Origin of the sequence: Pseudomonas sp. BP01 (assembly GCF_022760795.1) — a bacterium.
In the GTDB taxonomy this organism is placed as follows: Bacteria; Pseudomonadota; Gammaproteobacteria; order Pseudomonadales; family Pseudomonadaceae; genus Aquipseudomonas; species Aquipseudomonas putida_Q.
The window spans coordinates 75,732-101,128 of sequence record NZ_JAFBKA010000022.1 but is presented as its reverse complement, the minus strand read 5'-3'; the positions used below and the strand labels follow the sequence as shown (position 1 = coordinate 101,128).

Annotated in this window: 30 protein-coding genes and 1 riboswitch; of the genes, 18 read left to right on the top strand and 12 right to left on the bottom strand. The window is 62.4% G+C overall.

Features of this window, described 5'->3' with window-relative positions; genetic code table 11:
• Positions 1-346: 346 nt before the first annotated feature.
• From hemA to JOY50_RS19570, 6 genes are all read left to right on the top strand, one after another.
• Positions 347-1,624, top strand: coding sequence for a glutamyl-tRNA reductase (gene hemA, locus JOY50_RS19595; protein ID WP_019470509.1), 1,278 nt, complete (start codon positions 347-349; stop codon positions 1,622-1,624).
• Positions 1,621-2,703: a peptide chain release factor 1 gene (gene prfA / locus JOY50_RS19590; RefSeq protein WP_016501505.1), complete on the top strand. Its 1,083-nt coding sequence runs from the start codon at positions 1,621-1,623 to the stop codon at positions 2,701-2,703. Before hemA ends, prfA begins: the two co-directional genes overlap by 4 nt.
• Positions 2,703-3,533 carry a peptide chain release factor N(5)-glutamine methyltransferase gene (gene prmC / locus JOY50_RS19585; RefSeq protein ID WP_243055664.1) on the top strand — a complete coding sequence of 277 codons (831 nt, stop codon included), beginning with the start codon at positions 2,703-2,705 and terminating at the stop codon, positions 3,531-3,533. Before prfA ends, prmC begins: the two co-directional genes overlap by 1 nt.
• Complete coding sequence (locus JOY50_RS19580; protein WP_138737451.1) at positions 3,527-4,282, top strand: molybdopterin-synthase adenylyltransferase MoeB; 756 nt, start codon at positions 3,527-3,529, stop codon at positions 4,280-4,282. The genes prmC and JOY50_RS19580 overlap by 7 nt, the downstream gene beginning before the upstream one ends.
• Positions 4,275-5,072 carry a glutamate racemase gene (murI, locus tag JOY50_RS19575; RefSeq protein ID WP_243055663.1) on the top strand — a complete coding sequence of 266 codons (798 nt, stop codon included), beginning with the start codon at positions 4,275-4,277 and terminating at the stop codon, positions 5,070-5,072. Before JOY50_RS19580 ends, murI begins: the two co-directional genes overlap by 8 nt.
• A 104-nt stretch (positions 5,073-5,176) precedes the next feature.
• Positions 5,177-5,695: an acyloxyacyl hydrolase gene (locus JOY50_RS19570; RefSeq protein ID WP_026034358.1), complete on the top strand. Its 519-nt coding sequence runs from the start codon at positions 5,177-5,179 to the stop codon at positions 5,693-5,695.
• A 138-nt stretch (positions 5,696-5,833) separates the two neighbouring features.
• Here the strand turns inward: JOY50_RS19570 and JOY50_RS19565 are convergent, their stop codons facing one another.
• From JOY50_RS19565 to JOY50_RS19545, 5 genes are all read right to left on the bottom strand, one after another.
• Positions 5,834-6,532 carry an SDR family oxidoreductase gene (locus JOY50_RS19565; RefSeq protein WP_243055662.1) on the bottom strand — a complete coding sequence of 233 codons (699 nt, stop codon included), beginning with the start codon at positions 6,530-6,532 and terminating at the stop codon, positions 5,834-5,836.
• Between the two features lie 11 nt (positions 6,533-6,543).
• Positions 6,544-7,971: a deoxyribodipyrimidine photo-lyase gene (gene phrB, locus JOY50_RS19560; protein WP_243055661.1), complete on the bottom strand. Its 1,428-nt coding sequence runs from the start codon at positions 7,969-7,971 to the stop codon at positions 6,544-6,546.
• Entirely contained in the window at positions 7,962-8,861 is a 900-nt protein-coding gene (locus JOY50_RS19555) for a MerR family transcriptional regulator (protein ID WP_132846685.1), read from the bottom strand. Before JOY50_RS19555 ends, phrB begins: the two co-directional genes overlap by 10 nt.
• A complete protein-coding gene (locus tag JOY50_RS19550; RefSeq protein WP_132846684.1) occupies positions 8,851-9,819 on the bottom strand; it encodes a DUF523 and DUF1722 domain-containing protein in 969 nt (322 codons plus the stop codon). The genes JOY50_RS19555 and JOY50_RS19550 overlap by 11 nt, the downstream gene beginning before the upstream one ends.
• Before the next feature lie 100 nt (positions 9,820-9,919).
• Positions 9,920-10,906 (bottom strand): NAD(P)/FAD-dependent oxidoreductase, encoded by a 987-nt coding sequence (locus tag JOY50_RS19545; RefSeq protein ID WP_132846683.1) that lies wholly within the window; start codon positions 10,904-10,906, stop codon positions 9,920-9,922.
• A gap of 187 nt (positions 10,907-11,093) precedes the next feature.
• On the opposite strand from JOY50_RS19545, the gene JOY50_RS19540 reads away from it, so the two are divergent.
• Complete coding sequence (locus tag JOY50_RS19540; protein ID WP_243055659.1) at positions 11,094-11,999, top strand: TIGR01777 family oxidoreductase; 906 nt, start codon at positions 11,094-11,096, stop codon at positions 11,997-11,999.
• A 13-nt stretch (positions 12,000-12,012) separates the two neighbouring features.
• On the top strand, positions 12,013-13,029 hold the full coding sequence (hemH, locus tag JOY50_RS19535) for a ferrochelatase (protein WP_243055658.1): 1,017 nt from the start codon (positions 12,013-12,015) through the stop codon (positions 13,027-13,029).
• A gap of 132 nt (positions 13,030-13,161) precedes the next feature.
• On the opposite strand, the gene JOY50_RS19530 is transcribed toward hemH, so the two are convergent.
• Both JOY50_RS19530 and upp read right to left on the bottom strand, forming a co-directional pair.
• Entirely contained in the window at positions 13,162-14,436 is a 1,275-nt protein-coding gene (locus tag JOY50_RS19530; RefSeq protein WP_019470521.1) for a uracil-xanthine permease family protein, read from the bottom strand.
• A 2-nt stretch (positions 14,437-14,438) separates the two neighbouring features.
• Complete coding sequence (gene upp / locus JOY50_RS19525; RefSeq protein WP_016501492.1) at positions 14,439-15,077, bottom strand: uracil phosphoribosyltransferase; 639 nt, start codon at positions 15,075-15,077, stop codon at positions 14,439-14,441.
• A 161-nt stretch (positions 15,078-15,238) separates the two neighbouring features.
• Between upp and JOY50_RS19520 the strand changes: the two genes are divergently transcribed.
• The 4 genes from JOY50_RS19520 (at position 15,239) to JOY50_RS19505 (ending at position 17,153) form a co-directional block, all read left to right on the top strand.
• Positions 15,239-15,796 (top strand): hypoxanthine-guanine phosphoribosyltransferase, encoded by a 558-nt coding sequence (locus JOY50_RS19520; protein WP_016501490.1) that lies wholly within the window; start codon positions 15,239-15,241, stop codon positions 15,794-15,796.
• 2 nt (positions 15,797-15,798) lie between these two features.
• Positions 15,799-16,272: a WbuC family cupin fold metalloprotein gene (locus JOY50_RS19515; protein WP_019470522.1), complete on the top strand. Its 474-nt coding sequence runs from the start codon at positions 15,799-15,801 to the stop codon at positions 16,270-16,272.
• Between the two features lie 51 nt (positions 16,273-16,323).
• Positions 16,324-16,794: a hypothetical protein gene (locus JOY50_RS19510; RefSeq protein WP_132846681.1), complete on the top strand. Its 471-nt coding sequence runs from the start codon at positions 16,324-16,326 to the stop codon at positions 16,792-16,794.
• Positions 16,795-16,862: 68 nt separating this feature from the next.
• A complete protein-coding gene (locus JOY50_RS19505) occupies positions 16,863-17,153 on the top strand; it encodes a PA4642 family protein (RefSeq protein WP_019470524.1) in 291 nt (96 codons plus the stop codon).
• A 115-nt stretch (positions 17,154-17,268) separates the two neighbouring features.
• Here the strand turns inward: JOY50_RS19505 and mqo are convergent, their stop codons facing one another.
• Both mqo and JOY50_RS19495 read right to left on the bottom strand, forming a co-directional pair.
• Positions 17,269-18,777: a malate dehydrogenase (quinone) gene (gene mqo, locus JOY50_RS19500; RefSeq protein WP_243055656.1), complete on the bottom strand. Its 1,509-nt coding sequence runs from the start codon at positions 18,775-18,777 to the stop codon at positions 17,269-17,271.
• Between the two features lie 600 nt (positions 18,778-19,377).
• Positions 19,378-19,611, bottom strand: coding sequence for a hypothetical protein (locus tag JOY50_RS19495; RefSeq protein ID WP_243055655.1), 234 nt, complete (start codon positions 19,609-19,611; stop codon positions 19,378-19,380).
• A gap of 145 nt (positions 19,612-19,756) precedes the next feature.
• Here JOY50_RS19495 and JOY50_RS19490 point away from each other — a divergent pair, with 145 nt between their 5' ends.
• The gene (locus JOY50_RS19490; RefSeq protein WP_016484885.1) at positions 19,757-20,341 is read left to right on the top strand and encodes a YajG family lipoprotein; all 585 of its coding nucleotides are present in this window, start codon (positions 19,757-19,759) and stop codon (positions 20,339-20,341) included.
• Between the two features lie 68 nt (positions 20,342-20,409).
• Here JOY50_RS19490 and JOY50_RS19485 read toward each other — a convergent pair whose 3' ends face one another.
• The gene (locus tag JOY50_RS19485) at positions 20,410-20,616 is read right to left on the bottom strand and encodes a hypothetical protein (protein WP_016501484.1); all 207 of its coding nucleotides are present in this window, start codon (positions 20,614-20,616) and stop codon (positions 20,410-20,412) included.
• Between the two features lie 159 nt (positions 20,617-20,775).
• Here JOY50_RS19485 and JOY50_RS19480 point away from each other — a divergent pair, with 159 nt between their 5' ends.
• Positions 20,776-21,036, top strand: a complete 261-nt coding sequence (locus JOY50_RS19480; RefSeq protein WP_132846679.1) for a hypothetical protein — start codon at positions 20,776-20,778, stop codon at positions 21,034-21,036.
• A gap of 36 nt (positions 21,037-21,072) precedes the next feature.
• Here the strand turns inward: JOY50_RS19480 and JOY50_RS19475 are convergent, their stop codons facing one another.
• Positions 21,073-22,239, bottom strand: a complete 1,167-nt coding sequence (locus tag JOY50_RS19475; RefSeq protein WP_243055654.1) for a 1-acyl-sn-glycerol-3-phosphate acyltransferase — start codon at positions 22,237-22,239, stop codon at positions 21,073-21,075.
• Positions 22,240-22,364: 125 nt separating this feature from the next.
• Here JOY50_RS19475 and JOY50_RS19470 point away from each other — a divergent pair, with 125 nt between their 5' ends.
• From JOY50_RS19470 to JOY50_RS19455, 4 genes are all read left to right on the top strand, one after another.
• On the top strand, positions 22,365-22,547 hold the full coding sequence (locus JOY50_RS19470; RefSeq protein WP_019472473.1) for a CPXCG motif-containing cysteine-rich protein: 183 nt from the start codon (positions 22,365-22,367) through the stop codon (positions 22,545-22,547).
• On the top strand, positions 22,547-22,807 hold the full coding sequence (locus tag JOY50_RS19465; protein WP_016501480.1) for a putative signal transducing protein: 261 nt from the start codon (positions 22,547-22,549) through the stop codon (positions 22,805-22,807). Before JOY50_RS19470 ends, JOY50_RS19465 begins: the two co-directional genes overlap by 1 nt.
• 15 nt (positions 22,808-22,822) lie before the next feature.
• Positions 22,823-23,443, top strand: coding sequence for an SOS response-associated peptidase (locus JOY50_RS19460; protein WP_019472472.1), 621 nt, complete (start codon positions 22,823-22,825; stop codon positions 23,441-23,443).
• Positions 23,444-23,623: 180 nt separating this feature from the next.
• Positions 23,624-24,439, top strand: a complete 816-nt coding sequence (locus JOY50_RS19455) for a M48 family metallopeptidase (RefSeq protein ID WP_019472471.1) — start codon at positions 23,624-23,626, stop codon at positions 24,437-24,439.
• A 137-nt stretch (positions 24,440-24,576) separates the two neighbouring features.
• Here the strand turns inward: JOY50_RS19455 and JOY50_RS19450 are convergent, their stop codons facing one another.
• Positions 24,577-25,161, bottom strand: a complete 585-nt coding sequence (locus JOY50_RS19450) for a TMEM165/GDT1 family protein (RefSeq protein ID WP_243055653.1) — start codon at positions 25,159-25,161, stop codon at positions 24,577-24,579.
• Positions 25,162-25,249: 88 nt separating this feature from the next.
• Positions 25,250-25,389: riboswitch (yybP-ykoY riboswitch) on the bottom strand.
• Positions 25,390-25,397: the final 8 nt, after the last annotated feature.

Genomic DNA, 25,397 nt, shown 5'->3' with positions numbered 1-25,397 from the left:
CGCTGCGCTCCGGGGTTCCCTCACTCCGGCCTCGCTCCCGGGAGGACCGCGCTGCAGGCCCCATCCTGGGGCCCAGCGCTTGACGGGCATCCATGCCCGTCACCTCCCTTCGCAAGGCCTGCGTTCGACCTCCTGAAGTCGCGAAGATCAAAAGCCAGATCAAAAGCCAGATCAAAAGCAGATCAAACGCCAGATCAAAAGCGGGAGTGAGAGCTGAACTCAACGCTCATACTGGCCCGCGAGCGGCGATAGCCGCGGCGCTATCAGCGCAATAGCGAACGGTGGTTGTTCTAAAACCTGCGAAAGAGGACAATTATCGGCTTCCCGTCACAACCAGCGACCTTGCATGGCCTTTCTTGCACTTGGTATCAACCATAAGACTGCCTCGGTAGACGTACGCGAGCGCGTGGCGTTTACCCCAGAGCAGCTGGTAGACGCCCTGCAGCAGCTCTGCCGACTGACGTCCAGCCGCGAAGCGGCGATCCTGTCGACCTGCAACCGTAGCGAGCTCTATATAGAGCAGGACCACCTGTCCGCCGACGCCGTGCTGCAATGGCTGGCCGACTATCACCGCCTCAGCCTGGACGAGCTGCGCGCCAGTGCCTACGTGCATGAAGAGCACGATGCCGTTAAGCACATGATGCGCGTGGCTTCGGGCCTGGACTCGCTGGTGCTCGGCGAGCCGCAGATCCTCGGCCAGATGAAGTCCGCCTACGCCGTAGCGCGCGAGGCCGGTACCGTCGGCCCGCTGCTCGGGCGCCTGTTCCAGGCCACCTTCAGTGCTGCCAAGCAGGTGCGTACCGACACCGCCATCGGTGAAAACCCGGTATCGGTGGCGTTTGCCGCGGTCAGCCTGGCCAAACAGATCTTCAGCGACCTGGGACGAAGCCAGGCCTTGTTGATCGGGGCGGGCGAAACAATCACCCTGGTCGCTCGCCATCTGCATGAGCAAGGCGTGCGGCGTATCGTCGTGGCCAACCGTACCCTGGAGCGGGCCAGTACCCTGGCCGAGCAGTTTGGCGCACACGCCGTACTGCTGGCCGACATCCCCCAGGAACTGGCCAACAGCGACATCGTCATCAGTTCCACCGCCAGCCAGCTGCCCATTTTGGGCAAAGGCGCGGTCGAGAGTGCGCTGAAACAGCGACGGCACAAGCCCATCTTCATGGTCGACATTGCCGTGCCGCGTGACATCGAACCTGAAGTCGGCGAGCTGGACGACGTCTACCTGTACACTGTCGATGACCTGCACGACGTGGTGGCGGAAAACCTCAAGAGCCGCCAGGGCGCAGCCCAGGCTGCCGAAGAGCTGGTATCGGTAGGTGCCGAAGATTTCATGCTGCGCCTGCGTGAACTGGCTGCGGTGGACGTGCTCAAGGCCTACCGCCAGCAGAGCGAGCGCCTGCGCGACGACGAACTGCAAAAGGCCCTGCGCCTGCTGGCCAACGGCGGCAACCCCGAGGACGTAATGGCCCAGCTGGCCCGGGGACTGACCAACAAACTCCTGCATGCGCCCAGCGTGCAATTGAAAAAGCTCTCGGCCGAGGGCCGCCTCGATGCGCTGGCCATGGCCCAGGAACTCTTTGCCCTCAACGAGGGCTCCACGGACAAATCCCCGCAATGAAAGCGTCGCTGCTGAACAAACTGGATATCCTCCAGGACCGCTTCGAAGAGCTCACCGCCCTGCTCGGTGATGCCGAGGTCATTTCCGACCAGACGCGCTTTCGCGCGTATTCCCGTGAATACGCCGAGGTCGAGCCGGTCTACGCTGCTTATAAAGAGTGGTGCAAAGTCCAGGGCGACCTTGAAGGCGCCCAGGCGCTGCTCAAGGACAGCGACCCGGACCTGCGCGAAATGGCCGTGGAAGAAGTGCGTGAAGCCAAGGAACAGCTGCTGACGCTGGAGGCGAAGCTGCAACGCATGCTGCTGCCCAAAGACCCCAACGACGGCCGCAACGTGTTCCTCGAAATTCGCGCCGGGACCGGTGGCGACGAGGCGGCGATCTTCTCCGGCGACCTGTTCCGCATGTATTCGCGCTACGCCGAAAAACGCGGCTGGCGCCTGGAGATCTTGTCCGAGAACGAAGGCGAGCACGGCGGCTACAAGGAAATCATCGCCCGTGTCGAGGGTGAGAACGTCTACGGCAAGCTCAAGTTCGAGTCTGGCGCACACCGCGTCCAGCGCGTGCCCGAAACCGAATCCCAGGGCCGCGTGCACACCTCCGCGTGCACGGTGGCGGTGCTGCCCGAGCCGGACGAACAAGCAGCCATCGAAATCAACCCGGCCGACCTGCGCGTGGACACCTACCGTGCATCTGGCGCGGGTGGCCAGCACGTGAACAAGACCGACTCGGCGATCCGTATTACCCACTTGCCCACCGGTATCGTGGTCGAATGCCAGGAAGAGCGTTCGCAGCACAAGAACCGCGCCCGTGCCATGTCCTGGCTGTCGGCCAAGCTCAACGACATGCAGACCAGCGCAGCACAGAATGCCATTGCCAGCGAGCGCAAGCTGCTGGTGGGCTCCGGTGACCGTTCCGAGCGCATCCGCACCTACAATTATCCACAGGGCCGGGTGACCGATCACCGTATCAATCTGACCTTGTACTCGCTGGACGACATCCTCAGCGGTGGCGTGGACGCAGTGATCGAACCGCTACTGGCCGAATACCAGGCCGACCAACTGGCTGCCCTGGGGGACTGATGACCATCATCGCCAGCTTGCTGCGCAACGCGCAGTTGCCCGAATCGCCCACCGAGCGGCTGGATGCCGAATTGCTGCTGGCTGCTGCCATCGGCAAGTCGCGCAGCTACCTGCACACCTGGCCCGAGCGAATCGTCAGCAGCGAAGATGCCCAGACCTACGCCGATTACCTGCAGCGTCGCCGTGGCGGCGAGCCGGTGGCCTACATCCTCGGGCAGCAGGGCTTCTGGAAGATCGACCTGGAAGTGGCGCCGCATACCCTGATCCCGCGGCCGGATACCGAACTGTTGGTCGAGACGGCCCTCGAGCTGCAACCCGCCTCGCCAGCCAAGGTCCTCGACCTTGGCACCGGTACCGGTGCGATTGCCCTGGCCCTGGCCAGCGACCGCGCGGCCTGGCAGGTGACTGCGGTTGACCGGGTGGAAGAAGCCGCTGCCCTGGCCGAGCGCAACCGCCAGCGCCTGGGCCTGGGCAACGCCCAGGTGCGGGTCAGCCACTGGTTCGGCAGCCTGGCCGGCGAGCGTTTCGACCTGATTGTCAGCAACCCGCCCTACATTGCCGCCGCAGACCCGCACCTGGTGGCCGGTGACGTGCGCTTTGAGCCCAGCAGTGCGCTGGTGGCCGGCGCCGATGGCCTGGACGACCTGCGCGTGATTGCTGCCCAGGCCCCCGCGCACCTGTTGCCGGGTGGCTGGTTGCTGTTGGAGCATGGTTACGACCAGGCAGCGGCGGTACGCGCCTTGCTGGCTGAGCAAGGCTTTATCGAGGTCGCCAGCCGAACGGACCTGGGCGGCCATGAACGTATTACCCTGGGGCGCCTGCCATGCTGAGTGATCAGGAACTGCTGCGTTACAGCCGGCAGGTATTGCTGGCCCAGATCGACATCGACGGCCAACTGCGGCTCAAGCAGAGCAAGGCGCTGATTGTGGGGCTCGGCGGCCTGGGCTCTCCGGTTGCGCTGTACCTGGCTGCCGGCGGGGTAGGTGAGTTGCACCTGGCCGACTTCGACACCGTCGACCTGACCAATCTGCAACGCCAGGTGATTCACGACAGTGCCAGCGTCGGCATGAGCAAGGTCGATTCAGCCCTGCAGCGCTTGCAGGCGATCAACCCGGAGATCGGCCTGGTTGCCCATCGCCAGGCTCTGGATGAAGACTCGCTCGCTGCTGCTGTGGCGGCGGTCGACCTGGTGCTGGATTGCTCCGACAATTTTGCTACCCGTGAAGCGGTCAACGCTGCTTGTGTGGCTGCTGGCAAACCCCTGGTGAGCGGCGCGGCGATCCGCCTGGAAGGGCAGCTGTCGGTGTTCGACCCTCGGCGCGACTACAGCCCCTGCTACCACTGCCTGTATGGGCATGGCAGTGAAGATGAGCTGACCTGTAGCGAAGCTGGCGTCATCGGGCCACTGGTGGGTCTGGTGGGCAGCCTGCAAGCGCTGGAGGCCATGAAACTGCTGGCCGGCTTCGGCGAGCCGCTGGTGGGCCGGCTGCTGCTGATCGATGCCCTCGGCACCCGTATCCGCGAGCTGCGCGTCAAGCGCGACCCGGCGTGCGCAGTTTGCGGCAAGCGCGATGGCTGAGCGTTCGGCGCCGGTCGGCGTGATGGACTCGGGGGTCGGCGGTTTGTCGGTACTCGCCGAGATCCAGCGCCTGCTGCCCAACGAGACGCTGCTGTATGTGGCCGATTGCGGCCATGTGCCTTACGGTGAAAAGTCTCCGGACTATATCCGCGAGCGCTGCCGGCACATTGCCGGGTTCTTTCATGCGCAAGGCGCCAAGGCCATGGTCCTGGCGTGCAACACCGCCACGGTGGCGGCAGTGGCTGACTTGCGCGAGCTGTACCCGACCTGGCCGCTGGTGGGCATGGAGCCGGCCGTGAAGCCTGCTGCGGCCGCCACCCGCTCGGGCGTAGTCGGTGTACTGGCAACCACCGGTACCTTGCAAAGCGCCAAGTTCGCAGCCTTGCTCGACCGTTTCGCCAACGACGTACAGGTTATTACGCAACCTTGCCCGGGGCTGGTCGAGCTGATCGAGACCGGTGACCTGGCCAGCCTGGCGCTGCGCCAGATGCTGCAGGGCTATGTGCAGCCGTTGCTGGCCGCCGGCTGCGACACGCTGATCCTCGGCTGCACCCATTACCCTTTCTTGCGCCCGTTACTGGCCCAACTTGTGCCAGCCGATGTGGCGATCATCGACACCGGCGCCGCGGTGGCGCGTCAGTTGCAAAGGCTGCTGGGTGCCAATGACCTGTTAGCCGACGGCCCGGCCGGCGACGCCCGCTTCTGGACCAGCGCTGACCCTGAAACCCTCAGAAAAATCCTACCTGTGCTGTGGCAGAAGTCCGACGATGTGCAAAGCTTTGCGTTGTGAAAAAAACGTGAAAAACAGCTGAACTATCGTTCCACTTCTGCTTTCTACCGCTTGCCTGCTTGAGGCGGACACTAATAACAGCATCAGGAAGAAGGATGTTTCTTATGAGGAAACTGCTCGGCTTGGCGGCGGCTGCCGCCTTTACTTTGGGTCAAGCGATGTCGGCACAGGCTGCCGACATTTCGTTTTCGGTGGGGCAGACCGGTGACTCGACCATGGTCTATCGGCTGGGGCTGCAATCGAACTGGGACGCGAGCTGGTGGCAGACCAGCGTCGGTCGGCTGACCGGCTACTGGGATGGAGCCTACACCTATTGGGAGGGTGACGAGACGGCGAGCAACCATAGCCTGTCGTTCGCGCCAGTGTTCGTCTATGAATTTGCCGGGGAGTCGGTGAAGCCCTACATCGAAGCGGGGATCGGTGTGGCGGCGTTCTCCAGCACCGAGCTGGAAAGCAACGAGCTAGGCTCGGCATTCCAGTTCGAGGACCGCATCGGCTTTGGTTTGCGCTTTGCCGGCGGGCATGAGATTGGGGTGCGGGCGATCCATTACTCCAACGCGGGTATCAAAGAGCCCAACGATGGGGTTGAGAGCTACAGCCTCCATTACCGCATGGCGCTCTGAGTTCGCCTGCGCCGGCGTCTTCGCGGCGGTTCGACGCTTCGATAAACCCGCTCCCACAGGGATACTGCAGCATTCAAGATCTGGGTATTCCTGTGGGAGCGGGCGCGCCCGCGAAGAAGCTAACGCTGTTTTCAGGTATTAGCGCGTCAACGGCCACAGGCTACTGACGTCCAGGGTCTCCAGAACCAGTTCCGGTTCAGCCTGCGGCCACCGACGCAACAACTCTTGTGCAACACTTTGTGGCGTCCATTGCTCCGGTATCGCCTGCACCGACGTCACCGGCACCTTCAGCGACTGTGGCGCCACTACGGTCAGCTCGATACCCAGCTCCTTCAGACCTTTGCGTTGCTCACGCATCCATTGCGGGAGGTTGTTCCAGCCCGCAATGACCTGTGTCGGTGCATACAGCTGCAACGCCGAATAACGGTTGAACAACGCCATCACCTGCGGCGAATTGCCCTTCGCCAGCAAAGGCAGCGCTTTGGTCAGGCAAAGCTCAACTGCCAGCTGGTTGGTAGTGCCTATGGCCTCGAACAGCTCGCTGTCTGCTACATCGTCCGGCAGGTAATCGCTGGTCCCGGCATTGATGATCAAGCCATCCAGCGAGCACCAGGCATGGCATATCTGCTGGCAGGCATCGGCTGCGTCGGGTTCGGCATGCAACAGCCATGGCAGGCGCAAAAAACGCCGACCATGTTGTGCTGCCAATGTATTCAATTCCTCGCTTTCCTTAGCACTGGCGGCAACGCGATGGCCCTGTTCGAGCAAGCGTTCCACCAAAGCCAGACCTAGTCCCTTGCTGGCGCCCGTAACCCAAAAACTTCGTGAGTCATTCAAGACGTTGCCCTCTAATCCTGCCGGCGTGGAAGGCCCTTGAAGGCTTCCAGTGCACGCTGGCGACTGCTGCTGAGATCGACCATAGGACTGTGATACAAATTATTAGCAAATAGATCCCTGGATTTCATCGGTTCATGGATAGTTTTCTCATCTAGGTCATGTAGCTCCGGCAACCAGTACCGAATGAAATGCCCTTGTGGATCGAACCGCTGGGACTGTGAAACAGGGTTGAAGATGCGGAAATAGGGTACTGCGTCGGTACCGGTGGAGGCGCTCCACTGCCAGCCGCCATTGTTGGCAGCCAGGTCACCGTCTATCAGGTGGCGCATGAAATGCCGCTCGCCCTTGCGCCAGTCGATCAGCAGGTTTTTGCTGAGGAACATGGCCACCACCATGCGCAGCCGGTTATGCATCCATCCGGTGTGCAGCAACTGGCGCATGGCTGCGTCGATAATCGGGAAACCCGTGCGGCCCTGTTCCCAGGCTTCGAGGTCGGCCGGTGCATCGCGCCAAGGCAGGGCTTCAGTCTGGGCGCGGAAGGCGCGGTGGCGCGAGACCTGTGGATAACCGCTGAGGATGTGCTTGTAGAATTCGCGCCAGAGCAGCTCATTGATCCAGGTCTGCACGCCCGTACTGCCACTGTCGAACTCGCCCCGGTTGCTGGCCAGGGCACCGTGCAGGCACTGCCGGGGCGAGATCACCCCGGCGGCCAGGTACGCCGAAAGCTGGCTGGTACCCGGTTTGGCAGGCAGGTCACGCAGTTGCTGGTAGTCATTGATGGTTTCGTCGAGAAAGCGGGACAGCCGCCGCTGCGCCTCGGCTCCACCCGCTGGCCAATGTTCACGCAAGGCGCGCGCGGGGGTTGCAAAACCGTCCACGTGTTGCGGAACAGGGTCACTGGGGATTTGCAGCGGTGCCTGGCGCTTAACCCGGTGGGCCATGGCAGGCAGGCTGCGGTGCAGGTGCGCCAGGCAGGTTTTCTTGAACTGGCTGAATACCTGAAAGTAGTCGCCACTGCGGGTCAGGATGGTGCCCGGGCGGAAGAACAGCTGGTCGAGGTGGATGTGTGCCTGAATGCCCGACTTTTCCAGCAGGGCCCGGGTGGCATCGTCGCGGCGCTGCTCGTTGATGCCGTACTCTTCGTTCCAGTGAACGCTTGCCACCTGATGTTGGCGGCATACCTCAAGCACGGCTTGTGGTGCCTGGTCCCAAGTGTCGATCTTGCGGATCAGCAGCGGGATATTCAGGCCTTCCAGCGACTGGCGCAGGTCGTGCAGGTTGCGCAGCCAGAAATCGACTTTGCAGGCGGCGTCATCATGGGCTTGCCATTGCCCGGGGCTGACCAGCCACAGGGCAATGGTCGGCCCGCGCTCGGTGGCGGCGCTGAGTGCGTTGTTGTCATCGATGCGCAGGTCGCTGCGCAGCCAGGTCAGGTGCATGGGGCATTCATCTCTACAGGGTGGCCGCTTTGGGCTTGAAGCAGGCGCAGTGCCACCTGTGGGGTTTCGAAGAGGGCGAGGTTGGGCAGCTCGAGGGCACGCAGCTGCTTTTCATGCAGCAACAGCATCGGGCCACCGGCCAGGATTATCATGGGCAGGTTGTGCAGGGTGCGTTGCAGCGCCTTGCCATCGATGCGGGGCCCCAGGTGCAGCAGCACGGCGCGGGGGCTGAGTGTGCTGACGGCGCGTTGCAGGTGCGGGCCGGCAACGGGGTGCTCCAACACCTCGACCGGGAACCCGTTGCTGGTGAACAGCCAGGCGCATAGCCATAAACCGGGGCTGAAGGCACGTTCGCTGTCTTCCACCAGCAACACCGCAGGCCCCTGCAGCAACTGGTTGTCATGGTAGACCCGGGCACCTAGCTTGCTGCGTAGCCAACTGTGGAAAAACACCTGTTCCAGCTGCGCATTGAAGTAATTGCGCCAACGCAGGTCGAGGAGGTCGAGCAGCGGCAGCAGCAGTTGTTCGCACAGGGTAACGGCCGGGTACAGGGCCATGGCCTGGTTGAGCTGCTGGTCAAGGGCGCGTTGTGACAGGCTGGCAATGGCTTCGATCAGCTGAAATTGCCGGGCCTGCCAGTCACCTTTGGGCAGCGTGCTGGAGGGTTTGTCGAGCAGCTCGCGTACTTGCCCGACCGATGCCCCACGCTGCAGCCAGCCAAGGACTGCCTCGACCCGATCAACCTGGTCCAGCGGGTACAGGCGATGTCCCTTTGCGGTGCGTTGCGGCTTGAGCAGGCCATACCGGCGCTCCCAGGCGCGCAGGGTGACCGGGTTTACGCCCGTGCGACGGGCAAGTTCACCGATGGGGAGCAAGGTGTCAGACTGCATTGCGCAAGCCCAGACTTTCCGGATGCGGCTGCAGGTAGGCCTGTTGCAGCAGATACGGGTCGGGGTGCTTGCGCAAATGGTGCTTGAGCAGGGTCAGCGGCACTACCAGCGGCACCACGCCTTGCTGGTACTGGCTGATGATTGTCTGCAGCTCGGCTTTGTCCTGTTGCGTCAGGCTGTCCTTGAAATAGCCGCTGAGGTGCTGCAGCACATTGCAGTGGGTGCCGCGGCTGGCGCAGCGGCGCAAGGCCTGCATCAGCTGACTGAAGTAGCGTGGGCCGATGCTTTGTGGGTCGTCATCCTTGCTCATGCTGCCGAGCAGGCGGCCCAGCGTGCGGTAGGCCTGGGGGTTGTTGGCCATCACCAGGTACTTGTAACGCGAATGAAAGCGCACCAGGCCTCCCCGAGTAAGGCCCCCGGCCAGCAGGCGCTGCCAGTCGGCGTAGGCGTACACGCGGCTGATGAAGTTCTCGCGCAGCACGGGGTCATGCAGGCGACCTTCTTCCTCTACTGGCAGGTCCGGGCGTTGTGCGCAGAAGGCCTGGGCATACACGCCGCGCCCCCCCTGGATGGCCGGATGACCGTTGTCCTGATACACCTTGACCCGCTCCAGGCCGCAGGAGGGCGACTTTTGCATGAAAATATAGCCGCAGATGCTGTCGAGCTCGGCGGCCATCTGCACGCCATAGCTGCGTAGCGGGCCGGTCAGGTCCATGCCAGGGTTACGGGTGCCGACCACTTCCGGTCGTTCGGGGTTGCCGACCAGGCGGATCGGGTCGCGCGGTACGCCAAGGCCGATGGCGACTTCCGGGCACACCGGCAGCCAGTCGAAATGAGCATCCAGTTGCGTACGGCACAGGTCTGAGGCTTTGTGCCCGCCGTTGTAACGCACACTATGCCCGGTCAGGCAGGCGCTTATGGCGATACGCGGCTTGCTGTGGGCTGAAAGGTCGTGCATGGCTGCCTCCGGTAAACCTGTACGAATATAAAATTTTGTACAAGTTTATTCCAGCACAGCCGGGAAGTTATGCAAACTAGAATTTGTGTATAACGCTACATTACTCCAGGTGTTCGAGCAGTCGCCGCGCCGCTTCCTGGCCGCTGAGCCAGGCGCCTTCTACGCGCCCGGACAGGCACCAATCGCCGCAGGCGTACAACCCTTGGTCGGCATCGGCCAGTGCGCCCCACTCATGATTGATGCTGGGGCGCGCATAGAGCCAGCGGTGAGCCAGGGCGAAGGTGGGGGCCGGCACCACGCAACCGACCAGCTCGGCGAACTCGCCCCACAGCTGTTCGATCACTTCTTCCTTGGGCAGGTCGATGTGCTGCCGGCTCCAGTCAGACGTGGCGTGCAGCACCCAGGTATCGAGTTGCTCGTCGCGGCCGGGCTTGCTGCGGTTACGGGCCAGCCAGTCAAGCGGGTTGTCTTGCACGAAGCAGCCTTGCATCGGGGTGTCCAAAGGTGTCTGGAAGGCCAGCGCGACAGCCCATACAGGTTCCATTTGCACGCCCGCAGCCACGGCGGCCAATTTCGGGGTGGAGGCCAGAAGTGGCGTGGCCTGCGGTGCCGGCACGGCGATCACCACGCGGCTGTAAGGGCCATGGCTGCAGCCTTCGGTGTCTTGCAGGTGCCAGTACTGCTTGCCACGGAACACTTCGGCGATACGGCAGCCGAAGTTCACCGTCACATCCTTGAGCAGGCCACGGGTGATGGCGCTCATGCGTGGTACGCCTACCCATCGGGTCTGTTCGTCAGGGGAGGGGGTGAGCTCGCCATCACGGTAGTTGTACAGCTGTGGCTTCCACTGCTCGGCCCAGCCGGCGGCAACCCACTGTTGCACCTGCTCGACGAAGCGCCGGTCACGGGCAGTGAAATACTGGGCGCCGAGGTCCAGCGCGCCGGCCTCGCTGCGCTTGCTGGCCATGCGCCCACCACTGCCGTGGCCTTTGTCGAACAGATGCACGGATTGCCCGGCCTTTTGCAACGCCTGGGCGGCTGACAAGCCGGCGATACCGGCTCCGATGATGGCAATAGGTACTGTCATGATGGCCTCTTCAAACCTTGCTGTTAGCAGACTACGCTGTCAGGCAAACCTGTACAATCCAGAAATTCTGTATAAGGTTATTCCGCTTTGGCGGTCAGGTTGGCCTATGTTTATCCGAGAGCGTCGGGTCAAAAAAGTGCCTTGATGTTAAAAATAGACCACCGCCGCATTCTGCGAGGACACAGCCATGCATATATTGCTGACAGGTGGCACCGGTTTGATTGGCAAGCATCTTTGCCAGTACTGGCTAGGCCAGGGGCATCGGCTTACGGTTTGGAGCCGGCGACCTGAACAGGTGGCAAAAATATGTGGCAGTGGCGTACGTGGCATCGCCAGCCTGGAGCAACTGGAGGCGGACGATCACCTTGATGCGGTGGTTAACCTGGCCGGTGCGCCGATTGCCGATCGGCCCTGGACGGCTGCCCGACGCAACCTGCTGTGGGCCAGCCGCGTCACCCTGACCGAGCAACTGCTGACTTGGTTGGGCACCCGTGAGCAACGCCCACACGTGCTGATCTCCGGCTCCGCAGTGGGCTGGTACGGTGACGGTGGCGAACGCGAGCTGACCGAAGCTTCGCCCCCGGTGCGCGAAGATTTCGCCAGCCAGTTGTGCATTGCCTGGGAAGAGACGGCCCAGCGCTCCCAGGCACAGGGTATCCGCGTGGTATTGGTACGCACCGGGCTGGTGCTGGCCAGCGATGGCGGCTTTTTGTCGCGCCTGCGCGTGCCCTTCAAGCTCGGGCTTGGCGGGCCATTGGGCAATGGACGGCAGTGGATGCCGTGGGTCCATATAGACGACCAGGTCGCCCTGATTGATTTTCTCTTGCAGCACAACGATGCCAGCGGTCCTTATAATGCCTGCGCTCCGGAGCCGGTGCGCAACCGCGAGTTCGCCAGGCGCCTGGGTCGGGCCCTGCATCGGCCGGCGCTGCTGCCAGTGCCGGCATTGTTGCTCAAGGCTGGCCTGGGCGAGATGTCGACCTTGCTGCTGGGCGGCCAGCGGGCACGCCCGGTACGCTTGCTGGCGGCTGGCTTCACCTTCCGCTTCAACGATCTGCAATCGGCCCTGGACAACCTGTCCAGCCGCCTCTGACATAGGACGCTGCATGACCGATCACGCCCTGCTGCTGGTCAACCTGGGTTCCCCGGCTTCCACCTCGGTGGCCGATGTGCGCCGCTACCTCAACCAGTTTCTCATGGACCCGTACGTGGTCGACCTGCCTTGGCCGCTGCGGCGCCTGCTGGTGTCGTTGATCCTGATCAAGCGCCCGGAGCAGTCGGCGCATGCCTATGGCTCGATCTGGTGGGAGGAGGGCTCGCCGCTGGTGGTGCTGACTCGTCGTCTGCAGTCAGCAATGGTCGAGCACTGGCCCCATGGCCCGGTGGAAATCGCCATGCGCTATGGCCAGCCAGCTTTGCCCGAAGTGCTGGAACGCCTGGCAGCCCGAGGCGTGCGCAAGGTGACCTTGGCGCCGCTTTATCCACAGTTCGCCGACAGTACCGTGACCACTGTGGTCGAGCTGGCAAAACAGGTGATCAGCGAACGCCAGCTGCCGCTGCAGATGCGTGTGCTGCAGCCGTTCTACGAGCACCCTGACTACATCGAGGCGCTGGCGGCCAGCGCCCGGCCTTACCTGGAACAGGATTACGACCACCTGCTGCTGAGCTTCCATGGCTTGCCGGAGCGGCACTTGAAGAAGCTGTTTCCCAAGGGCAGCAAGCACGACCTGCGTACCGCTGATTGCTGCCACGGTGCATCCGCCGAGGTGCGTGCGGTGTGTTACCGCGGGCAATGCTTGGCTACGGCCAAAGCCTTTGCGCAGAGAATGGGCATACCGGATGGCAAATGGTCGGTATCGTTCCAGTCTCGGCTGGGGCGGGACAAGTGGATCGAGCCCTACACCGAGACGCGGCTGGATGAGCTGGCCAAGGCCGGCGTAAAGAAGCTGCTGGTGATGTGCCCGGCGTTCGTGGCCGATTGCATCGAGACGCTGGAAGAGATCGGCATGCGGGGCAGCGAACAGTTTGTCGAGGCTGGCGGGCGTGAGCTGGTGCTGGTGCCGTGCCTGAATGATCACCCGGAGTGGGTGAGGGTGTTGGCTGATATGTGCGAAAAGGCCTGACATTGCGTCTGCCTATACCGGCCCTATCGCCGGCAAGCCAGCTCCCACAAGAGCATCACAGTCTCTGAAACCTGTGGTGTACCTGTGGGAACTGGCTTGCCGGCGATAGGGCCGGCTGAGGTTAAAGCCGGATCAAGGCAACTGATCATCCAGTTTCTTGTGCTTCCAGCCATCATTGCCCGGCAGGATCAGGTTCAGGGCAATCGCCACGATGGCGCACAGGGCGATGCCCTTCAGGCCCCAGTCATCCGGGCCGTCACCGCTGCCGATCAGCACGCCGCCGATACCAAATACCAAGGTTACCGACACGATCACCAGGTTGCGCGCTTCGGCCAGGTCGATCTTGTGGCGGATCATGGTGTTCATGCCCACTGCCGCGATCGAACCGAACAGCAGGCAAAGAATACCGCCCATTACTGGCACCGGGATGCTTTGCAGCAGCGCGCCGAACTTGCCGATAAACGCCAGGGTAATGGCGAAGACCGCCGCCCAGGTCATGATCTTCGGGTTGTAGTTCTTGGTCAGCATCACCGCGCCAGTCACTTCGGCGTAGGTGGTGTTGGGCGGGCCGCCGAACAGGCCGGCTGCCGTGGTGGCCAGGCCGTCACCTAGCAAGGTGCGGTGCAGGCCAGGCTTTTTCAGGTAGTCACGGCCGGTCACGCTACCGACCGCAATCACCCCGCCGATGTGCTCGATCGCCGGTGCCAGGGCAACCGGGACGATGAACAGGATGGCCTGCCAGTTGAACGCCGGTGCGGTGAAATTGGGGATTTCCAGCCACGGTGCAGCGGCGATTTTGGCCGTGTCGACCACACCAAAGGCGAACGACAGGGCAAAGCCCACCAGCACGCCAGAGATGATCGGTACCAGGCGGAAAATACCCTTGCCGAACACAGCGACGATCAAGGTGGTCAGCAGGGCTGGCATGGAGATCAGCATGGCGGTCTTGTAGGGCATCAACGCAACGCCGTCGCCACCCTTGCCCATTGCCATGTTGGCAGCGATCGGTGCCATGGCCAGGCCGATGGAGATGATCACCGGGCCAATCACCACAGGCGGCAGCATGCGGTCGATGAAACCGGTGCCTTTGATTTTTACCATCAGGCCCATGAAGGTGTACACGAAACCGGCCGCCATCACGCCGCCCATGGTCTCGGCCAGGCCAAACTGGCCCTTGGCGAGGATGATCGGGGTGATGAAGGCAAAGCTGGAGGCCAGGAACACCGGTACCTGGCGGCCGGTAACCAGCTGGAACAGCAGCGTGCCGATGCCTGCGGTGAACAACGCGACGTTCGGGTCGAGGCCGGTGATCAGTGGCATCAGCACCAACGCGCCGAATGCCACGAAGAGCATCTGCGCGCCCGAAACGACCTGGCGCCAGAGCGGGTCGTTGAAGCCGTCCTGCATGGTCAGGCGTCCTTTTGCTTGGTGCCGAAGATCTTGTCACCGGCATCGCCCAGGCCCGGCACGATGTAGCCGTGTTCGTTCAGGCGCTGGTCGATCGAGGCGGTGTAGATCTTCACGTCCGGGTGGGCTTTTTCCACCACTTCGATGCCTTCTGGTGCGGCGACCAGCACCATGGCGCGGATCTCTTTGCAGCCGGCCTTTTTCAGCAGGTCGATGGTAGCGACCATCGAAGCGCCGGTGGCCAGCATCGGGTCGATGATCAGGGCCAGACGCTGGTTGATGTCCGGCGCGAGCTTTTCCAGGTAGGTATGGGCTTCGAGGGTTTCCTCGTTGCGGGCAACGCCGACGGCGCTGACCTTGGCACCCGGGATCAGGCTGAGCACGCCGTCAAGCATGCCGATGCCGGCGCGCAGGATGGGTACTACGGTAATCTTCTTGCCGGCGATTTTTTCAACTTGCACCTTGCCACACCAGCCGTCGATCTCGTAGGTTTCGAGTGGCAGGTCCTGGGTGGCTTCATAGGTCAGGAGCGCGCCGACTTCCTGGGCGAGTTCGCGAAAATTCTTGGTGCTGATATCGGCACGGCGCATCAGGCCGAGCTTGTGGCGGATCAGCGGGTGGCGGATCTCACGAGTGGGCATAGGGGGGCTCCGAAAGGCGGGCAAAAAAACCGCGCTAGATTAATCTATTCAGCCTGTGCTGTCGTCTGGTCATTCTGGACGTTAGTCCATAAATGCTTGATCTGGGACGAGCGGATGCGTACCTTTGCCCGCTTTTCCAAAATGCCCCCCCGGAGAGCGCCATGTCCGCCGATCTCGAGCACATCCGTCAAGTCATGCGTGAAGCTGACTGCCTGTACACCGAAGCCGAAGTCGAAGCGGCCATCGCCAAAGTCGGCGAGCAGATTTGCAAGGACCTGCACGACAAGAACCCGGTGGTGTTCTGCGTGATGAACGGTGGCCTGATTTTCTCTGGCAAACTGCTGACCCACCTGCAGTTCCCGCTGGAAGCCTCGTACCTGCACGCTACCCGCTACCGCAACCAGACCAGCGGCGGTGAGCTGTTCTGGAAGGCCAAGCCGGAAGTGTCGTTCATCGACCGCGATGTGCTGATCGTCGACGACATCCTCGACGAAGGCCACACCCTCAGCGCCATCATCGAGTTCTGCAAGCATGCCGGCGCGCGCTCGGTGCACACCGCGGTCCTGATCGACAAGGACCACGACCGCAAGGCCAGCCCGGACCTCAAGGCCAACTACGTGGGCCTGCCATGTGTCGACCGCTATATTTTCGGTTACGGCATGGATTACAAAGGCTACTGGCGCAATGCCAACGGCATTTTCGCCGTCAAGGGGCTGTGACCATGCGCCAGCCTGCGTTCATCGACCAATCGCTGTTCGCCGGGCTGGCCGAAAAGGCTGCCGCCAACCCGCGCGGGCGGCAGCACCATAACTTCCATGAGATGGAAGAGCCCTGCCACCGCATGGCGGTCGGGCTACAGCCCAGTACCTACATTCCGCCGCACCGCCACCTGAGCGACGACAAAGCCGAAGGCCTGATCGTGCTCAAGGGCCGCCTGGGCTTGCTGATCTTCGATGAGCAGGGCGCAGTGACCGACAAGCGAGTGCTGCAGGCAGGCGGTGACTGCCTGGGTGTGGACCTGGCGCCCGGTACCTACCATGGGCTGGTGGTGCTGGAGCCGGACAGCATCCTGTTCGAATGCAAGGCGGGGCCCTACCGGCCGGTGGGCGAAGGCGAACATGCACACTGGGCGCCGCGCGAGGGGGAAGCCGGCGTGGCCGAGTACCAGGCCTGGATGCTCGCGCAGTTCGATTGAGGTTGCCTGCACCCGGCATGCTAGAGTGCTCCTTCATACAAGGAGCCTCACATGCGTGCGATTTTCCCCCTCCTGCTGGCCGTCAGCATGCCTCTCGCCGCCGCCCCCCTGCACAGCCAGTTCCTGCCTCCCGATGATCAGTCCTTGCGCCAGGAAGCGCCGACCGGCCAGCAACTGCTGCAAGTGACCGACTACTCGGTGGTGGTGGGGGCCCAGCGCCAGTCCGACCAGCAGCCGATCCCGATCACCTCGTCGTTGCAGGTGCGCCTGAAGGGCAAACCATTGAGCAAGGGCGCGACCATCGCCCACGTGCTGCTGACCTTCGACGGCGAAGCGGCCAAGAGCCTGAAGAAGCCCGTGTATGACGAAAAAAGCCGTACCTTGAGCCTGAATTACCCGGTCAGTGACTACCGGGTAATCATGGATTTGCTGCGCAACGAGACCTTGTACGTGCAGTTTCTCACCTATGGCAACGGCCACATCTGGGCCGACCTGCACACCGGCACCGTACGTACGCGTTGAGGCACGCGGCCTGCGAGGGGTAAACTGCCGGCCTTCGAAATCCCGTGATGGTCCAGTTGGAGTCGGCAATGCGTAAAGACAAGAAACAGGTAATCGGCGACGAAATCAGCGACGACTACATCAAGTCGTTCCTCCAGTTCGAACCGGCCGATGGCGTGACCTCGCCGTCGCACCACAAGCTGGTCAAGGCCTACCGTGGGCTGCGTGTCGACGATTTCGAGCGCTTTGTCGGCTTCTTTGTCGAAGCAGGCCTGGACCTGGATGGCAAGGACGAGCACGGCAAGACCTTCGTCGAGCAGATTGCCGACCAGCGCAATGCGCCTGAGTACATCGAGATCATCGACAAGGCCCGCGGCTGATCTTCAACCTGTGCTGGCCCTTTCGCGGGCAAGCCCGCGAAAGGGCCAGCACAGGCTGATAGAGATCCAGGCATAAAAAAACGCCCCGAGGGGCGTTTTTTCGTTACCGGGCGGTTCAGGCGTAGTGCTTGGCCGCCGGGCTGCTTTCCACCAGGTCCAGCGCCACGTCGTTCTCGGCACTGATTTTCTGGTACAGGGCAGCATCGGTTGCCAAGGTCTTCTCGCGCGCCGGGAAGATTTCCTTGAGCTTGGCAGCCCAGGCACCTTTGGCCTGCTCGGGGAAGCAGCGTTCGATCAGTTCCAGCATGATCGACACGGTCACCGAAGCGCCTGGCGAAGCGCCGAGCAGTGCGGCCAGGCTGCCGTCCTGGGCCGAGACCAGTTCGGTACCAAACTGCAGCACGCCGCCTTTTTTCGGGTCTTTCTTGATGATCTGCACGCGCTGACCAGCCACTTCCAGGCGCCAGTCTTCGGCCTTGGCCTGCGGGTAGAAGCGACGCAGGGCTTCCAGGCGCTGCTCCATAGACTGCATCACTTCGCTGACCAGGTACTTGGTCAGGTCCATGTTGTCACGGGCCACGGCCAGCATCGGGCCGATGTTGCCCATACGCACCGACAGCGGCAGGTCCATCAGCGAACCGTGCTTGAGGAACTTGGTGGTGAAACCGGCGTACGGGCCGAACAGCAGCGAAGTCTTGCCGTCCACAACGCGGGTATCCAGGTGCGGTACCGACATCGGCGGGGCGCCCACGGCGGCCTGGCTGTAGACCTTGGCCTGGTGCTGCTTGACGATTTCCGGGTTGTCGCAACGCAGCCACTGGCCGCTGACCGGGAAGCCGCCAAAGCCTTTGCTTTCCGGGATGCCCGAGACCTGCAGCAGCGGCAGGGCCGCGCCACCGGCGCCGAGGAAGACGAAGCGGGCGTCGACTTCGCGGCTGCCGCCGCTGTTGACGTCCTTGATGCTCACGGTCCAGCCTTTGCCGTTACGGCGCAGGCCGACGACCTTCTTGCTGTATTTCACCTGCGCGTCCGGCGAGTCGCCCAGCAGCTTGAGCAGCTTGTTGGTCAGGGCGCCGAAGTTGACGTCGGTGCCTTTGGCTACACGGGTAGCTGCAATGTGCTGGTCGGCCGGGCGGCCAGGCATCATCAGCGGCATCCAGTCGCTCATCACCGCCTTGTCTTCGGTGTATTCCATGTCAGCGAAGGCATGGTGCTGCTTGAGCAGCTCGAAGCGCTTCTTGAGGAAGGAAACACCCTTGTCACCCTCGACGTAGCTCAGGTGCGGGACAGGGTTGATGAACGCACGCGCCGAGCCGAAGTTGCCCTTCTTGCTCAGGTAGGCCCAGAACTGGCGCGACACCTCGAACTGGGCGTTGATGTGCACGGCCTTCTTGATGTCGATGCTGCCATCGGCGGCCTGAGGCGTGTAGTTAAGCTCGCACAGACCAGCGTGGCCGGTACCTGCGTTGTTCCAAGGGTTGGAGCTTTCCGCGGCTCCGGAGTCCATCGCCTCGACGACCTCAAGCTTCAGGGTCGGGTCAAGCTCCTTCAGCAGTACGGCCAGGGTGGCACTCATGATGCCCGCGCCTACCAGTACTACATCAACCGATTCGTTCTGCGCCATTTAACGCGTCTCCACAATCTACAGCTACCTAATTGACAGCATAGGACCTGGGGTAGCCAGGGTCGCCATGTCCGACTTTTCGCAGTTCTTGCAACTTCCGCGGACACCGCCAATCAGTCTTCGGGTTCAGCTATTGAACGCCGTTTGCCACGGGTGCGGCAATTCGACTTATGGTCAAGGTGTCGTGCGTGCGTTATGGAACGGTTCAGACACTCATACGGGATGAGCGCATTTGCCGCCTGTTCAGGGCTGTTCGGGACACATCTGCCGCTTTTGCACATGCCAGACTGTTCATTTGCTCGCCACACTCTTGTGAAGTTGTGAAAACCGTTTTTTCACGCTCTTTTGGAGACGTGAACCTCAAAAGGGGACTGCGCGATGGCAACCCGCAGGTTCATGCAGTGTGAAGGGCCGGAAAAGCAGGCACGACAGCCGATGCAAGACCTGAGTGGAAGGCTCTCTGTGGGCGAAGCGGTGTAGTTGCCGGGGTCAATCGGCGAGTGCGGGGCCCGATCAGGAGACGTCCTTATAATCGGGGGGAGATTATAGCGATGTCGCGGGCAGAAATGTCGCCATTCGTGGTTTTTATTGCAGCGTTTGTCAGGCTGCGAGGATGCGCTGGTGCCAGCGGCGGCTTGCGTGGGCGCAAACCCGGGCGTCGACGGGCAACTCCCGGCCCAGCCAGGCGAGCTGGATTTCACCGATCTGGACCCAACCGCTACCGCTTGGTACCTGGCTACATTGCTTGAAGGCCAGGCATTTGCCTTGGGCATCGAGGCGGGCGTAGGCGTTGTGGCGCGGGCGTTGGAAGAGCAGGGACCAGAGCGAGGCCATGGCGGCGACTCCTTTGCGTGAGGGCTTGGCGCAAGGATAAGGGCGGGGCCATGAAACGATTGTGACAACCGGGTCCGGCCGATGACTGGTCTGTGCCTGGCTAGGTATACTGTGGGCCTTTGCCGCATTTTCTGGAGAAACGCGCATGTTGCAACGTCTGTTGTTCGGTTTGATCGCCGTGGCCAGCCTCAGCCTGGTCGGTTGTGCCCACAGCCCGCAACAACTCAACCCGCAACCCACGCTCAAGGCCCAGCTCGCACCTGTGGGTCACGGCCAGCCGGTCGTGGTGCGGGTGGTTGACGGCCGGCCTTCGCAATCCTTGGGCACCCGTGGTGGCATGTACCCCGAGACCAGCACCATCAGCGTCAGCGGGAACGACGTAGTGCCCAAGCTGCAGGCCCAGGCCGAAGCTGCGGTGCGCCTGCTCGGCTTCACCCCAACGCCGAACGCCTCTGGTGCACCCCAGCTGACCGTGACCCTGGCCGAGCTGAAATATCAGTCGCCCAAAGACAACCTGTACGTGACCGAGGCCACCATCGGCGCCACCTTCCGCGCCGACGTGCGCAATGGCGGGCGCAGCTACAGCGGCCGTTACGGCGCTTCGCTGGACCAGCGTTTCGGCATGGCGCCGAACCAGGATACCAATACCCAGCTGGTCGGTGATGTGCTGAGCGATGCCCTGACCCGCCTGTTCAAAGACCCGACCATCGGGCAGGTGCTGGGCCAGTAAGCGTTTGGCTGGATGAAAAAAACCCGCTCCCTGTGCCAGGTAGCGGGTTTTTTATTGCCGGCTCAGGCTTAAGCTGCTTCCACGTAGAAATCCAGCAAGCTGAAGCCAGTCCCGGCATCCACCTCTGGCAAATCTTCATGTACATGCCCGCCCAGCGCACAGTAGACCAGCCACTGGCGGTCCTGCACATTGATGGCAAAACCATCGATCAACGCCTGTTGCTCATCGCTCTGGGCAACGAGGTAGAGTCGGTCCTGGTTTTCGGCGTGCAACATGAACAAGCTCCGGGTCATGGAAGGCCGACAGGGTGGCCTGTTCAGATGACGAGCCGATGACAGATGAAATTTAATGACACTTTGTCGCCCATGCCGGGCGCCGAAGGGCGACTTGGGTAGAATGCGTGGCTTTGCCGCTGCTCACACCGAGGTTGCGTGATGTCCTTGCAAGTGCTCTGGGGGTTCCTGGCCGCCCATCCCACCAAATTGATCAATCTGCTGGCGCTGCTGCTGACCTGCCCAGGCGGGTTGCTGCTGCACAGCGCACGCCGACGCGAGGCCGAGGCCCGCGAATACATGGCGGTGGAGGAGGGGGTGGTGGACGCGTTCGAGCTGCGGGTGCCCAAGTACTTCTACATCCTCGGTTTTTCGTGTCTGGCGATGGCGCTGCTGTTGTCCTGGTTCAGTACCTGGGTCTGAGAACCATTGGGGCTGCAAAGCAGCCCCGGCAATCTTTCAGGCTACAGGTGCCTGCTGCCTGACCTGGTACTGGTTACGCACCGGCGTCGCATACTGCAACACCAGGTAAGGCCGCTGCTCTTCGGGGCAGGCATCCAGGCGGCGTTGCCATTCTTCCTTGGCCTTGGCCAGCTCGTCCGCCGGGAACACTTTCTCGGCACTTGGCACCTGCAGCGCCTCATCCTTGCTGTCCCACATCGCATACGCCAGGTAATGCACCGGGAACAGGCGGTAACCGCCAAGGATTTGCCGGTCGATTTCCGCTGCCAGCTGCTTGGTGTCTTCGTGGTACGCGGTCACCGGCGGGGTGAAGTTGATGTGCACCCGTCCCTTGTAGCCGGTAATGCCCTTGGCGATGCTGTTGTCATCCTCGCCCGGCGCCTTGGTGTAGGTACCGGTGGTGGCGCGGATGTACAGCTCGCGGGCCTTGGCCTGGTCGCACGGGTCGTATTCGTAGCTGATAGACACCGGCGTCAGGTTCAGGCTCTGGATGACCGCACCGAACGGCTCGTCCTTGCGGCTCATGTGGAACATCTTGAGGATCGCCGAATCGGTCCGGTCGTTACCATCTTTGGCGCGGCCTTCGGCCTGGGCGATCCAGATCGACGCGGCGTCGTTGCGGATCGAGTGGTTGATGTAGGCCGAGAGCAACTGGTAAGCCGCCAGCTTCTCGCGGCGCCCGCTGATCGAGCGGTGCACGATGAAGCTCTTGTTCAGGCGCATCATGTCGCTGACAAACGGCTTTTGCAGCAAGTTATCACCAATGGCAATGCGCGGGGTGGGCAAGCCTGCGTGGTACACCGCGTAGTTGACAAACGCCGGGTCCATGACGATGTCACGGTGGTTGGCCAGGAACAGATAGGCGGTGCCGGCCTTGAGCTGTTCCACGCCCGAATAGGTAACGCCGTCGGTGGCGCGGTCGATGGTCTGGTCGACGTAATACTCGACTTTGTCCTGCAGGGTCGAAACGCAGGTGACGCCGGCGAATTCCTTGCGCAGGCGGCGTGCAATCAGTGGCTTGAGCAACCAGCCGAGAGCACCGGCCGCACGCGGGAAGCGGAAGTGGGTGAGGATATCGAGGAATGCCGGGTCGCTGAGCAGGCGTGCCAGAACGGCAGGGACCTCAGCGTCGTCGTACGGTCGGATGGCATCGAATTCGCCCATCATGCTCTCTTGTTGGAAACGGCTAGGGTAATAAGGTAGGGGCGGGCTCCGATAAACGGCTCGGACACACACAGGCCCTGTAAACAGACCGGCAATTATACGCATAAGTCACCCCGGAGGCCGCGATGCTGGAAACTGCGAACTACGATTGCCCTTATTGTGGCGAAGAAGTCGAAACCACGGTGGACCTGTCCGGTGGTGATCAGGAGTACATCGAGGACTGTCAGGTGTGCTGCAAGCCTATCCGCTTCGTGCTGCAGGTCCATGGCGAGGAGTGGATGCTGGATGTCTTTGGTGAGAATGACTGATGCGACGAATCTACGAACCTGAGAACTTGCTCGAAGCCGAAATGCTGGTCGGCATGCTGGCCAGTGAAGGCATCAACGTGCAGCTGGTAGGCCGTGACTTGATGGGGGGCGTAGGCGAACTGCCCCTGCAAGGCCTGCTCGGGCTTGCGGTAGCGGATGAGCAGGCCGAGTACGCACGGCAGCTGATCGATGCGTACAATGATGCCCAGCCACTGGTTGGCGACGAACCGGAGAGCTTCCCCGGTACCTTGATCTGCTAGGTTCTGAATTCGCCCATGTGTGGACGTTATGCCCTGTTTCGCTGGCCCCAGGCGCTTGCCAGCCTGCCTGGCTTCCCCGAAGGCCAGCCGGCCCAATGGAACATTTCACCCGGGGCTTCGGTGCTGATCCAGCGCCAGCTCGATGGCCAGCAGCAACTGGCCAAGGCGCGCTGGGGGCTTACTCCGGCCTGGCTCACCGACCTGTCCCGTACCCCTGCTCACGCCCGCGCCGAAACCCTGGCCGAGCAGCCAATGTTTCGCGATGCATTTCGCCAGCGTCGCTGCCTGATGCCGGCCAACGGCTTTTACGAGTGGCGTGGCAGCGTGCGTAAACGCCCGTATTGGCTGACCCCGGGGGAGGGCTCGTCGCTGTATTTTGCGGCAGTGTGGGAGGCCTACCCGGTGCAGGACCAGGTGTGGCTGAGCTGTGCAGTGGTGACCCAGGCAGCCATGAACCAGCGTCGGCCGCTGATACTGGACGAGGCGGGGCAGGCGGCCTGGCTTGACCCGGATACGCCGGTTACCCGCTTGCACGAGTTGCTGGCCAGCCCGTCGGCAACCTTGCGGGAGCGGGCCTTGGCCAATTTCGTCAATGACCCGAAACTGGATGCGCCAGAGTGCCTGACCCCGGCCTGATGCTCTGCCTGCACTGGCCCTTTCGCGGGCACGCCCGCTCCCACAGGTCGCTCGGTATACTTGTGGGAGCGGGCATGCCCGCGAAGAGGCCGGTACAGGTGACGAAAATCTTCCCTACGGCTATAGCGGGCACTGGCGACTCGGCCTAGGATACGGCGCATGTAAAAAGGGAGTGTTTTCATGCGTAAGTCTTTTGTCGTCAGCCTGCTCAGTGCTGGCATCCTGCTGGCCGGTTGCCAGGCGGTGAACACCACCAGCGGCGGTGCTGTTGGCGTCGAGCGCCAGCAGTACATGTTCAGCATGCTCTCGACCGATGAGGTCAACCAGATGTACGCCCAGTCGTACCAGCAGACTCTGGGTGAAGCATCGAGCAAGGGTGTGCTCGACAAGTCCAGCGCCGATGCCAAGCGTGTGCAGGCAATCGCCAGCCGCCTGATCGCTCAGGCGCCCAAGTTCCGGCCGGATGCCGCGCAATGGAACTGGGAAGTCAACGTCATCAAGAGCGATGAGCTGAACGCCAACTGCGGACCCGGCGGCAAGATCATCGTCTACACCGGGCTGATCGATCAGCTCAAGCTCACCGATGCGGAAATTGCCGCAGTAGTGGGCCATGAGATTGCCCACGCCTTGCGCGAGCACAGCCGTGAAGCCATGTCCAAGGCGTACGGTGTGGAAATGGCCCGCCAGGGTGCCGGTGCCATCTTCGGCCTCGGCCAGGGCAGCATGGCCATGGCCGACACGGTGGTCAACTACGCCATGACCTTGCCCAACAGCCGGTCCAACGAGAACGAGGCCGACCTGATTGGCCTGGAGCTTTCGGCGCGTGCCGGCTACGACCCGAATGCCGCGATCACCTTGTGGAACAAGATGAGCAAGGCTTCCGAGGGTGCACCGCCTGAGTTCATGAGTACTCACCCGGCATCCGCGAGCCGCATCGCTTCACTGCAGGCGGCGATTCCGAAGGTGATGCCGCTGTATCAGGCGGCAAAGCAGTAAGACCGCAAGGGGGCTGCTTTTCAGCCCAATCGCCGGCAAGCCAGCTCCCACATGTACCGCACATGGCTTGAAGCCGGTGCGGTCGGGGTGGGAGCTGGCTTGCCGGCGATTGGGGCGCGGAGCGGCCCCTTCTGCAGTTAGCCAACCCAACCACTGGCTTTCATCGCCGTATAGACCGCAACGATGGCCAGCACGAAGAACGCCGTTGCTGCCAGGCGACGGATCAGGGTCAATGGCAGTTTGTCTGCAGCGAAGTTACCCGCCAGAACCACCGGCACGTTGGCAATCAGCATGCCCAGCGTGGTACCGATGATGACCATGATCAGGTGCGGATACTGCGCCGCCAGCATGACGGTGGCGACTTGGGTCTTGTCACCGATTTCGGCCAGGAAGAACGCGATCAGCGTAGTCAGGAACGGCCCGAAGCGGCGCGCCGGGTTCTCGTCGTCATCCATCTTGTCGGGTACCAGGGTCCACAGCGCAGTGGCGGTGAAGCTCGCGGCCAGGATCCAGTGCAATGCCGAGTCGCTGAAGAAGCTGCCAAACCAGGCACCCACGGCGCCGGCTGCGGCATGGTTGGCCAAGGTGGCGGCGATGATGCCGGCAATGATCGGCCACGGCCTGCGGAAGCGGGCAGCGAGAATGAGCGCGAGCAGTTGCGTCTTGTCGCCGATTTCGGCGAGGGCAACGATGGCGGTGGGGACCAGCAGAGATTCCAGCATCAGGATTCCTACGGGGGCGGGTCGACACGGCTATGACACGTACAGCCTCCCCGCCCCGGGTAAGGTGTGCGTGTCATAGGTCTTGTCAAACCCTGGATCCGTCTTTGCGGATCTCTCCATGCAGGCTGGCATGGTGGGTCGCACGCGCCATGGTCTGTTGACCAAGTATGTTGACGCGTACCGGGCGAGCTGGGTGCTCGCGGGAGACTACTCCCCTAGGACGGTGCGGATTCTGC

Coding starts and splice junctions, on each gene's coding strand:
- JOY50_RS19550 (WP_132846684.1), bottom strand. CDS start 9,819: ATGCACGACCTTTCAGCCCACAGCAAGCCGCGTATCGCCATAAGCGCC.
- JOY50_RS19555 (WP_132846685.1), bottom strand. CDS start 8,861: ATGCAGTCTGACACCTTGCTCCCCATCGGTGAACTTGCCCGTCGCACG.
- JOY50_RS19580 (WP_138737451.1), top strand. CDS start 3,527: ATGCTGAGTGATCAGGAACTGCTGCGTTACAGCCGGCAGGTATTGCTG.
- JOY50_RS19480 (WP_132846679.1), top strand. CDS start 20,776: ATGTCCTTGCAAGTGCTCTGGGGGTTCCTGGCCGCCCATCCCACCAAA.
- JOY50_RS19450 (WP_243055653.1), bottom strand. CDS start 25,161: ATGCTGGAATCTCTGCTGGTCCCCACCGCCATCGTTGCCCTCGCCGAA.
- prmC (WP_243055664.1), top strand. CDS start 2,703: ATGACCATCATCGCCAGCTTGCTGCGCAACGCGCAGTTGCCCGAATCG.
- upp (WP_016501492.1), bottom strand. CDS start 15,077: ATGCCCACTCGTGAGATCCGCCACCCGCTGATCCGCCACAAGCTCGGC.
- JOY50_RS19465 (WP_016501480.1), top strand. CDS start 22,547: ATGCGACGAATCTACGAACCTGAGAACTTGCTCGAAGCCGAAATGCTG.
- JOY50_RS19545 (WP_132846683.1), bottom strand. CDS start 10,906: ATGACAGTACCTATTGCCATCATCGGAGCCGGTATCGCCGGCTTGTCA.
- murI (WP_243055663.1), top strand. CDS start 4,275: ATGGCTGAGCGTTCGGCGCCGGTCGGCGTGATGGACTCGGGGGTCGGC.
- mqo (WP_243055656.1), bottom strand. CDS start 18,777: ATGGCGCAGAACGAATCGGTTGATGTAGTACTGGTAGGCGCGGGCATC.
- prfA (WP_016501505.1), top strand. CDS start 1,621: ATGAAAGCGTCGCTGCTGAACAAACTGGATATCCTCCAGGACCGCTTC.
- JOY50_RS19455 (WP_019472471.1), top strand. CDS start 23,624: ATGCGTAAGTCTTTTGTCGTCAGCCTGCTCAGTGCTGGCATCCTGCTG.
- JOY50_RS19505 (WP_019470524.1), top strand. CDS start 16,863: ATGCGTAAAGACAAGAAACAGGTAATCGGCGACGAAATCAGCGACGAC.
- hemH (WP_243055658.1), top strand. CDS start 12,013: ATGACCGATCACGCCCTGCTGCTGGTCAACCTGGGTTCCCCGGCTTCC.
- hemA (WP_019470509.1), top strand. CDS start 347: ATGGCCTTTCTTGCACTTGGTATCAACCATAAGACTGCCTCGGTAGAC.
- JOY50_RS19570 (WP_026034358.1), top strand. CDS start 5,177: ATGAGGAAACTGCTCGGCTTGGCGGCGGCTGCCGCCTTTACTTTGGGT.
- JOY50_RS19495 (WP_243055655.1), bottom strand. CDS start 19,611: ATGGCCTCGCTCTGGTCCCTGCTCTTCCAACGCCCGCGCCACAACGCC.
- JOY50_RS19490 (WP_016484885.1), top strand. CDS start 19,757: ATGTTGCAACGTCTGTTGTTCGGTTTGATCGCCGTGGCCAGCCTCAGC.
- JOY50_RS19460 (WP_019472472.1), top strand. CDS start 22,823: ATGTGTGGACGTTATGCCCTGTTTCGCTGGCCCCAGGCGCTTGCCAGC.
- phrB (WP_243055661.1), bottom strand. CDS start 7,971: ATGCACCTGACCTGGCTGCGCAGCGACCTGCGCATCGATGACAACAAC.
- JOY50_RS19530 (WP_019470521.1), bottom strand. CDS start 14,436: ATGCAGGACGGCTTCAACGACCCGCTCTGGCGCCAGGTCGTTTCGGGC.
- JOY50_RS19485 (WP_016501484.1), bottom strand. CDS start 20,616: ATGTTGCACGCCGAAAACCAGGACCGACTCTACCTCGTTGCCCAGAGC.
- JOY50_RS19475 (WP_243055654.1), bottom strand. CDS start 22,239: ATGGGCGAATTCGATGCCATCCGACCGTACGACGACGCTGAGGTCCCT.
- JOY50_RS19470 (WP_019472473.1), top strand. CDS start 22,365: ATGCTGGAAACTGCGAACTACGATTGCCCTTATTGTGGCGAAGAAGTC.
- JOY50_RS19540 (WP_243055659.1), top strand. CDS start 11,094: ATGCATATATTGCTGACAGGTGGCACCGGTTTGATTGGCAAGCATCTT.
- JOY50_RS19510 (WP_132846681.1), top strand. CDS start 16,324: ATGCGTGCGATTTTCCCCCTCCTGCTGGCCGTCAGCATGCCTCTCGCC.
- JOY50_RS19515 (WP_019470522.1), top strand. CDS start 15,799: ATGCGCCAGCCTGCGTTCATCGACCAATCGCTGTTCGCCGGGCTGGCC.
- JOY50_RS19520 (WP_016501490.1), top strand. CDS start 15,239: ATGTCCGCCGATCTCGAGCACATCCGTCAAGTCATGCGTGAAGCTGAC.